This window comes from Luteolibacter yonseiensis (assembly GCF_016595465.1).
Classification (GTDB): domain Bacteria; phylum Verrucomicrobiota; class Verrucomicrobiia; order Verrucomicrobiales; family Akkermansiaceae; genus Luteolibacter; species Luteolibacter yonseiensis.
Genome location: NZ_JAENIK010000012.1, coordinates 298,200 through 307,251 on the forward strand (window position 1 = coordinate 298,200; position 9,052 = coordinate 307,251).

The 9,052-nt window shown below is 59.5% G+C and carries 9 protein-coding genes; 4 read left to right on the top strand and 5 right to left on the bottom strand.

Features of this window, described 5'->3' with window-relative positions:
- Positions 1-125: 125 nt before the first annotated feature.
- Together JIN84_RS16980 and JIN84_RS16985 are read right to left on the bottom strand one after the other, a co-directional pair.
- Complete coding sequence (locus JIN84_RS16980) at positions 126-788, bottom strand: class I SAM-dependent methyltransferase (RefSeq protein ID WP_200352262.1); 663 nt, start codon at positions 786-788, stop codon at positions 126-128.
- On the bottom strand, positions 785-1,468 hold the full coding sequence (locus JIN84_RS16985; RefSeq protein ID WP_200352263.1) for an HPP family protein: 684 nt from the start codon (positions 1,466-1,468) through the stop codon (positions 785-787). The genes JIN84_RS16980 and JIN84_RS16985 overlap by 4 nt, the downstream gene beginning before the upstream one ends.
- A gap of 67 nt (positions 1,469-1,535) precedes the next feature.
- On the opposite strand from JIN84_RS16985, the gene JIN84_RS16990 reads away from it, so the two are divergent.
- From JIN84_RS16990 to JIN84_RS17000, 3 genes are read left to right on the top strand one after another with little or no spacing between them, the layout of a single operon-like run.
- Positions 1,536-1,964, top strand: a complete 429-nt coding sequence (locus tag JIN84_RS16990) for a MarR family winged helix-turn-helix transcriptional regulator (RefSeq protein WP_200352264.1) — start codon at positions 1,536-1,538, stop codon at positions 1,962-1,964.
- Positions 1,961-3,685, top strand: coding sequence for a chloride channel protein (locus tag JIN84_RS16995; protein WP_200352265.1), 1,725 nt, complete (start codon positions 1,961-1,963; stop codon positions 3,683-3,685). Before JIN84_RS16990 ends, JIN84_RS16995 begins: the two co-directional genes overlap by 4 nt.
- 15 nt (positions 3,686-3,700) lie before the next feature.
- Positions 3,701-4,054: a hypothetical protein gene (locus tag JIN84_RS17000; protein WP_200352266.1), complete on the top strand. Its 354-nt coding sequence runs from the start codon at positions 3,701-3,703 to the stop codon at positions 4,052-4,054.
- 8 nt (positions 4,055-4,062) lie between these two features.
- Here JIN84_RS17000 and JIN84_RS17005 read toward each other — a convergent pair whose 3' ends face one another.
- The 3 genes from JIN84_RS17005 to JIN84_RS17015 all read right to left on the bottom strand — a co-directional run bounded on the left by JIN84_RS17005 (position 4,063) and on the right by JIN84_RS17015 (position 8,298).
- Positions 4,063-5,376 (bottom strand): hypothetical protein, encoded by a 1,314-nt coding sequence (locus JIN84_RS17005; protein ID WP_200352267.1) that lies wholly within the window; start codon positions 5,374-5,376, stop codon positions 4,063-4,065.
- A gap of 213 nt (positions 5,377-5,589) precedes the next feature.
- Complete coding sequence (locus JIN84_RS17010) at positions 5,590-6,912, bottom strand: hypothetical protein (RefSeq protein ID WP_200352268.1); 1,323 nt, start codon at positions 6,910-6,912, stop codon at positions 5,590-5,592.
- A gap of 78 nt (positions 6,913-6,990) precedes the next feature.
- On the bottom strand, positions 6,991-8,298 hold the full coding sequence (locus JIN84_RS17015; protein WP_200352269.1) for an MFS transporter: 1,308 nt from the start codon (positions 8,296-8,298) through the stop codon (positions 6,991-6,993).
- Positions 8,299-8,660: 362 nt separating this feature from the next.
- Between JIN84_RS17015 and JIN84_RS17020 the strand changes: the two genes are divergently transcribed.
- Entirely contained in the window at positions 8,661-9,038 is a 378-nt protein-coding gene (locus tag JIN84_RS17020; protein WP_200352270.1) for a nuclear transport factor 2 family protein, read from the top strand.
- The last annotated feature ends 14 nt before the right edge of the window (positions 9,039-9,052 follow it).

Below are 9,052 nucleotides of genomic sequence, written 5' to 3' on the forward strand. Positions count from 1 at the left end.
TGTCGATCGGTTGAAATCTTATTTATTATTGAAAATAAAAATGTTGTGTGGATTGGAGCGAGAGCCGTCGATCTTCCGGACAAGTCGGGTGTTATTTTCGCTCGTCGGAGCGGAGATTTGATCCGTCAGTGGACCTCACCTTGGCATTTGGATTCGATTTCACGGCTGGTTCTGTGCCACCACTCGCTCTTCAACAGTCCCCAGTCGCTTTCCCGGATGCGGTGGCGGATGAATCCATTCCCGCTCAGCAATCCGTCCGGAGGGACCAATTTGCTTGCCTGCAATTGGCAGACGAAGTGGAAAAACGCATAGAGCAAGGCAAGGATTGCCCTGCAGCGAAGGGCGGGCATCTTTCCGGAAGCGATTTGGAAATCAGCCAGCAGCCAGTGCGCCCGCGGAGTGGCAAGATCTCCCAAGCGTGAGATGACCGTCGGCAGAGTGTCCGCCGAGAAGCAGTCGAGGAAGAAGTTCGTTACGATGAGGTCATAGCCGCCTGCCGGGCCATCCCAGTCCAGAATGTCCGCCAGAACGAATTCAACCTGCGGTGAGTTGGTCCGGCGACGGGCGATATCGAGCATTTTCCCGCTGGAATCCAGAACGGTGATCCGGGCATCGGGAAATTTCGCCGCGCACTCCGGCAGGAATCTTCCATGCCCTTCACCTGCGATCAGGACCCGCTGGGGAATCGGAATTTCATCGAGAAACGCGGTGCGGCATTTCTGGAGCTTTCCGCCCGCTGTCAGAAATTCCATCGCCCGGTAGAAGGGGGCGATGCGGTCGAAGTTCATGGCGAAGGATCGGACTTTTCTTGGCGATTGGCAAGCAACCGGCTGATCCGGATGAGGTCGTCCTCATTCACGTCCACGAAAGAGTCGATCGATTTGAGGGCGGTGATGATTTCCTCATGGCTCGGGGTTTCCGGCGGTGGTGGAGTCGCCGGATGGCTTAGATAGGCCGGGTAGCGCCTCCAGCCGAAGAAGATGTTGAACAGGACGGCGACGCCGACCATGATGAGGCAGTTCACCAGCACCGGGAACAGCACGAAGCGGAAGCCCATGTCGTGGATGGCATTTCCACCAAGCACCGCGGTGAGCGCGGTGGCGCCGCCGGGCGGGTGGATGCACTTCATGTGGTGCATCATGCCGATCGAGAGGCAGACCGCGAACGCGGCGGCCAGTTCCGGTCCGCGGATGAACCTTGCGCAGATGACGCCGATCAACGCGGAGAAGACATGTCCGGCCAGCACCGGCCAGGGCTGGGAAAGCTGGCCGTGTGGCACGGCGAAGAGCAGCACCGCACTGGCTCCCATGGAAGCGATGACGGCGGTCGCCCCGCTCAGGCTGAGCACGCGTTCGGTGATGAACGTCAGCACGATGATCGAGATGAGCCCTCCGAGCATGGAGACGATTTTTTCCCGCCAACTGACGGCGCTGAGCTCGATGCCGAGCAAGGATTTCAAATAACTCATACAGGGAGCGAAAATGGACGGAGGCGGTGCTTGAAATGTATCGTGAGACGATATAAATCAGGCCCGGATGTCAGCGGGCAAGCAAATTTTGACTCACGAGGACTACACACGGCTGGCGGATTTCCGCTACGCGCTGCGGTGCTTTTTGGAATTCAGCGAAAAGGCAGCGGCCGCTGAGGGACTGACACCGCAGCAGCATCAGGCGTTGCTGGTGATCCGTGCGAGTCCCGGAGCACAGGCGAACATCGGGCGGCTGGCTGAGCGGCTGAGGATCCGCCATCACTCGGCGGTGGAGCTTGCGAAGCGTCTGGAAGTCGCGGGACTCGTGGTCCGGGAAACATCACCCGCGGACCGGCGTTCGGTCATCCTGAGGCTGACGGAGGAAGGGGGGAACCGGCTGGAGTATCTGACCCATGTCCACCGGAACGAGCTGCGGCAGCTTTCACCGGAGATCATGGCGCTGTTCCAAAGCATGGAGCGGGAGGGGGATGCGTGAAAGGATCCGGATCGGGACTGCGGCTTCCGTTGCTCGCGTGTGTGGTCGGCCTGGTGGTGGCTTTTGGAGGGGTGGGATTGTTGGAGCTGATCGCTTTGATCACGAACGTTTCCTATCACGGCCACTTTTCCTCCCATCATGCGGTGCCCGGATATGCGACATTGGGAATGTGGGGGATGTTGGTTCCGGTGGTGGGCGGCCTTCTCATCGGGTTGATCGCCAGGTTCGGCAGCCCGGATGTGCGGGGGCATGGAATTCCGGAGGCGATGCAGGGGGTGATGATGAAGCAGAGCCGCATCCCCTTGCGGGTGGCGTTTCTGAAGCCGCTGGCGAGCGCGATTTCAATCGGAACGGGCGGACCCTTCGGAGCCGAAGGTCCGGTGATCGCGACAGGGGGAGCCATTGGTTCGCTGTTCGGCCAATGGATTCCGAGCAGTACGGTGGAACGGAAGATCCTGCTCGCCTCCGGTGCGGCGGCGGGGATGACAGCGGCCTTCGGCACACCGGTGGCCGGAGTGCTGCTGTGTATCGAGCTGTTGTTGTTCGAGTTCCGCAGCAGGAGCATGATTCCTGTGGCGCTGGCGGCGGGCGCGGCGATGGCGGTGCGGGTTTGTTTCGGAGAAGCTTATCCGATGTTGCCGCTGGAAGTGGTGAATGCTCCGGGGCCGATGCTTGCGGGCAGCTCGGCAATGGTAGGGTTGATTTCGGGACTGGTTGCGGTGGGCATCACCCACGCATTGCATGGAATCGAACATCTTTTCGAAAAGCTGCCGATCCACTGGATGTGGTGGCCGGCTCTGGGCGGGGTGGCGGTGGGGATTTGTGGCTGGCTGGACGTCCGGACGTTGGGACCCGGCTATGCGAATCTGGAATCCTTGTTGGCGGGAAGTCCGACCCTCACCGCGATGGCGACTCTTTTCGTGTTCAAATTCCTTTCCTGGTCGATTTGTTTGGGAAGCGGAACTTCCGGCGGGACCGTTGCTCCGGTCATGACGCTGGGCGGGGCGGTGGGTGGGATGGTCGCCCTGTCGTTGCACATCATACCGGGTCTTGAGCAGGTGCCGGTGGGATTGTTGGTGCTGGTGGGGATGGTTTCGGTATTCGCCGGCGTTTCGCGTGCCTTCCTGACATCCGTGGCATTCGGATTGGAAGCGACCCATGCGACATGGGCGGGCGGGCCGTTGTTGCTGGGGTGCGCGCTGGCGGTCCTGGTTTCGCGGATCTGCATGCATGAGTCGATGATGACGGAAAAGCTCGCCCGGAAGGGAGTGAGGGTGCCGGTCGATTACGAGCCTGATGTCCTGCACGGACTGCATGTCGGGGAGGTGATGCTGGCCGAGCCGAAAACCGTGCCTCCCGACATGATGGTATCGGCTTTGGCCGAGCGTATCGTCAGCACCGATCCATTGTGGAACGCCGCAAGATTGTTCCCTATTGTCGATGATGGGAAAGTGTTGCTGGGGGTTGTCAGTCGTGCGGATATCCTCGCGGCGGTGAACGAGGTTCCGCAGTCGACCGTGCTGGAAGCGGGGGTGACCGAGGTAATCACCATTCATGCGACGGCCTCTCTTTCCGAGGCCGCGGACAGGATGATCCTGCGCTCCGTGGGCAGACTCCCGGTAGTGGATGAGGAAGATCCGCCGCGTTTGCGCGGATTGATAAGCCGGAGGGAGATCCTGCAGGCGAGACAGCACCGGCTGGATGCTGAGAAGCGTATTTGAAAACCGGATGATCCGGTGTCAGACTGTGGCAGGATGTTCGGAGGAATCAAAGACAGTCTGACCTCGGTCGCGGCGAAGAGCCTGCTGGCCTCGCGCTTGGAACGGTATGGAAAACTCACTGAATTCCACCTCAGCAGCCGGGACAGGACGATATCCGCCGAGATCCTGCTGGAGGGGGAGCTGGAGCCGGTGGCGATCCACATCGGACGCTACCGGATCAAGGCGGAGGCGGAGGAATATCTATTGGAAGTGGAGGAAATTTCCGTTTCACGGATCTGGCTGCAGAATCTCCTGGAGGACCTGCTGGTGGGCAAGCCGCTGCCCGTGCCAGCGATGCTCCTGCTGGCACTCGGCAAGCCGGAGCCGTAGGCAGGGGGTCAGATTTCGCGTTTGGTCGCGCCGGTGACGAATTTCCAGATCGGACCATCCTTCGAGATCGGTGGTGCCTGGCCTTTCAGATCGGCGGGTGGCGTGCCGTCGATACGGAAAAGCGGCAGGATGGGGAATCCGGCGGGATCTTTCTCGTAGGTCACGCCGACCTCCTCGATCATGAGGGCCATGGAAAAGAGGCCTCCGGGAATCTCGCTGATAAGGATCTCCACCGGGTAGGTTTTTCCCTCCTCGACCGAGAATTCCGGTCCCACGGCGACACCACCGATGTCCCTGTTCAGGGTCGGAGTGTTTTCATATTTATAAAGTGTGAGAGGAAGCTTCATCGGAGTTTCCTTTTTCAGGTTTTTCTCGATTTCGCTGCTCTCTGAAGTTTCGGCGATTTCCTTCGGGAGGTTTCTGCCGATTCCGGCGATGGTATAACCGAAGTCGAAGACCGGACGGCTGTTGAAGCGGACGACGAGCACATCGTCTCCCGCGCCGACGAAGCGGAATTTTCCGGTTTTGGGAGCCTGGACCGCACCGCGATAGACCACTGCCCACATTTTCGGCTGAACCTCTTTCTCCACCTCGAAGGCGGCGGGCGCACCCTCGGCAGGCATGGTCGGCACGAGGAACTTGGTTTGATAGAGCTGGCGGGGCGCGCGGAAGTAGTCGTTGAAGGCGCTTTCCTTCAGACCCCGGCGGGTGATCTCCTGGAGGATCTCACGCACCTTGTCGACGGTCATCTCATTTGGTTTGCCGCTCTTGGTCTGCTTGAAATCATAGAAGGTGCCGACGAGAGCACCCCGTTCGGCGGTGATCATTCCGAAGGGATTCTTGTTGCCGGTTCCATTGCTGAGTCCCGGAGCCATGCCGCTTCCGATGCCGAGGCCGTTTCCGTCGCCCTTGCCTCCGCCCGAACCATTGCCACCGAGCCCCTTGGACATGCTGCCGCTGCTGAGAGCGCCGAGCGAGGTCATCTGTGTCACTTCCTCCGGTTCCGGCAGTGTGATGTTGCTCACCGCTCCGGCCGCTGCAACGCGGGCGAGATTCGGCTGGGTCATCTGGACGCGGTGTTTCTGTGCCTGGCTCTGGGCGGCGGGCGAACCGCCACCGCCGGACTTCGGCAGGAAATCAACCGGTTTTTCTTCCTCCGGCGGGATGATTTTCACCACGAAGATCAAGCCGATCAGGACGAGGATGCCGTGGAAAATGATGGAGATGGAAAGGGAGCCCGCCCCGAGTCTTTGCCAGATCGAACGTTTCGGCGGAGGAGTGATTTCGAGTGTTCCGAACTCGATGTCGTTTTGGGTTTCCATGGGATGAAGGGTTTTTGCTAACGAACGGCCGCAAGGTTACGCATGAAAATCCGATTTCTTAAAAAATAAGAGATCGGTTTTTTCATATGTCCGCATCGGGCGGGTGCGGTCAGTCCCCGCACCTGTCATCAGGATGGATGATCGATGGGCAGCTGTCACGTCCCCAAGTAGGGGACAACGAAATGACCAATACCGTCCCTTTTGAGACGTCCCTCAGATGTCCTTCTGCGCCGCGCCCGGGACAAACTTCCAGACTGGACCCTCTTGGGAAATTGGAGGAGATTCGCCCTTCATGTCGGCGGGAGGCACGGTGTCGAGGCGGAAGAGGGGCAGGATGGGGAATCCAGCGGGGTCCTTTTCGTAGGTCGCGCCGACTTCCTCGATCATGAGTGCCACGGAGAAGTAACCACCGGGGATTTCTCCGATCATGATGTCGATGGGGTAGGTCTTTCCTTCTTCGACATTGAATTCGGGACCGACGGCGAGTCCTCCGATGTTCCGGTTGTGGGCGGGGGTCGCGTCGTACTTGTAGAAGGGGATAGGGAACTTCATGGGGGTGTTTTTCTTCACCTCGTTCTCAAGCTCGCGATTCTCCTTGGTGCCGTCGAATTCGTCAGCACGACCGTTCACGTGGGTTCCGGTTCCCGCCATGGTGTAGCCGTAGTCGAAGACCGGACGACTGTTGAAGCGGACGACGAGGAAGTCGTCACATTCGCCGACGAAACGGAATTTCCCGCTCTTGGGGGCCTTGACCGCTCCGCGATAGACCACAACCCACATCCGGGGCTGCACTTCCTTTTCCACCTCGAAGGCAGCGGGTGCTCCATCGGCAGGCATCTGCGGGATGAGAAGCTTGGTCTGGTAAAGCTGGCGCGGGGCCTTGAAGTAGTCGTTGAAAACGCTGTCCCTGAAGCCGCGCTTGGTGATTTCCTTGAGAAGTTCGCGCATTTTCACGTCCGTCATCTCGGTGGGTTTGCCGCTTCTGGTTTGCTTGAGGTCGTAGAAGGTGCCGGTGAGCGCGCCGCGTTCGGCGCTGACCATGCCGAACGGGTTCTTGTTGCCAGTGCCGGCGCTGAGTCCGGGAGCCATGCCGCTGCCGATCCCGAGGCCGTTTCCGTCGCCTTTGCCCCCGCCGGATCCGTTGCCACCGAGTCCCTTGGACATGCTGCCGCTGCTGAGGGCACCGAGGGAGGTCATCTGCGTGAGTTCCTCCGGCTCAGGCAGGGTGATGTTGCTGACCGCACCTGCCGCAGCGACACGGGCCAGGTTCGGCTGGGTCATCTGGACACGGTGTTTCTGGGCCTGGCTCTGGGCCGCTGGAGAGCCTCCACCACCGGACTTCGGCAGGAAATCCACCGGTTTTTCCTCTTCCGGTGGAATGATTTTCACCACGATGATCAGGCCGATGAGGACGAGAATCCCGTGGGAAATGATGGAAATCGAGAGGGAGCCGGCCCCGAGCTTCTGCCAGATCGAACGCTTCGGAGGCGTGGCGGCTTCGTGATAGGCTTGCTCGGTGGGGTCGTGATAGTCCATGGGTGGTGGGAAGAGGTTTTTTCTTAATGGAATCCATGAAAGGACTCGTGGAAACCCTTTTTCTCAGAAAATAAGCATTCAGTGTTCCCGTGCTGCGTCGTGGCCACGCTTTTCGTTGATGAAAAGCGTCAGAACCAGCCCGGCGAGGATGAATCCCGCCAATACGAGCAGGGCCTCGGGCGTGCCCATGGTGTCTTTCACCCAAGCGAACGGGAAGGTCATGATGGCGGAGAGTTTCCACATGAGGCCCCAGATTCCAAAGGTTTCCGCCTCCCGGTTCGGTGGAGCCAGGTAGCTGACAAACGCACGGTTGGCCGACCCGAGCGATCCAAGGCCGAAACCCAGCAGATTCCCGATCACCCACAACGGCCAGGTGGGGTAGTTCCCGGCATGCGATTCGTTGAGGTAGGCGTATCCTGCGAAGCCGAGGGCCGTTACGAGCCAAACGACGAGGAAGATGAGGACCGACCGGCGATGTCCCAGCTTGTCCTGGTAAAGCGTGGGGACGATGGTGCCGATGATTCCGGAGACGGTGATGACCGCGACAAAAATGACGAGATCCACCTGCTGGAAGCCATACTGTTTTGCCAGGATGCTGGCAAAGAAGACGACCACACTCATGCCGGTGCCGTAGAAGAGCGAGGCGATGAGAAGAAGGGCCAGATCCTTGTAGCGGGCCGTGTCCTTGACGGTTTCCGCGAGGCGGACAAATCCGGCGGTGATGAGGTTCTTTCCCGGATGACCGGTGTTCGCGACCTGCGGCTCCTTGAGCCACAAGGCGGTGGGAATGATGAAGGCGAGAAACCAAAGTCCGGCGAAAATGAAAAACGGACGCCACGCATCCGGAGATTCCCATTTCAGCGCGATCATGGCACCGGCCGTGACGATCAGGAGAAACAGCGCCGCGGCATAGGCGCAGGCCCACGAGAAACCGCTCACACGTCCGACCTCGTGCTGCCTCGCAAGGCTGGGAAGGAAGCTGGCGAGGAAATTCTCCCCGATGGAAAAGGCGAAGTTCGCCGGGATGTAGAGCAGCACCGCCAGCCAAAGCTGCCCGGGCTGGATGAATCCGAGTCCGCAGGTGAAGACCCCGCAGATGACACCCGAACCGATCAGGCAGAGCTTCTTGTAAGACCTTTCATCCGCCACCGCTCCGGCGAGAGGGGACAACAGGGCGGTGAGCAGCATGCTGCTGCCATAGGTCAGAGCCCAGACCCGGTCGTCGATGGCCTCATCCTGGACGACGACCTGGAAAAAAAAGACCGAAAACAGCAGGGTGTTGATGATGAGGGTGAACGACTGGTTCGCGACATCGAAGGAAATCCATGACCAGAGCTGCCGCTGCTGGGGCAGGCCATTGAGTGGGTAAAAGCGGCCGAGGTTCATATGATGCTGGAAAATGGATTAGTGGAGATCACGGGGAAACGGAAGCGGAATCGGCCTGCGGAGTTCCATGCGATCACCGACCGGCGGGCCATGATCCTATCGACCAACTCCAAGGGTCCTTGAACGTGCGTTCTTTCGGACCCGATTGTTTGATGGGCATGCGGTTGGTTGGAAATGCGGACGGTTCAGGTGATCTGATTTTTGAACGAACCTGGGAGATGGGTGGAGATGGTGACAATAAGTCAACGGACCACGGATTTCTGGCCATCCCCGGCGTCCGTGCGGTAGAAAACCTCATCAGACATTTGACGGATGAGGTCTGAACTCCATCCTGACGTTTCAAACAAGCCACCCACATACCCATGTCAAATCCATCAACACCGGAAATCGAGCTGCTACGGGCGGCATACACTGCTTTCAACAGCCGGGACATCGACGCCGCTCTCGCGCTGATGACTCCGGACGTTGCCTGGCCGAAGGCCTTCAAGGGAGGTTTCGTCCGGGGGCCGGAAGAGGTCCGCGCCTATTGGACGGAGCAGTGGAGCGAGATCGATCCGCGCGTCGAACCGGTTGCGTTCCACCAGGAAGAAGATGGACGGATTCTCGTCGTGGTGCGCCAGTTCGTGCGCGACCTTTCGGGAGCCGTCCTGGCCGACGAAGAGGTGGGCCACCGGTTCAGTCTTGTGGATGGGCTGATTCAAGGCATGGAAGTGGAGTCCGCACAGGTTCAGCCGGCATAATCACATAAGGGAGG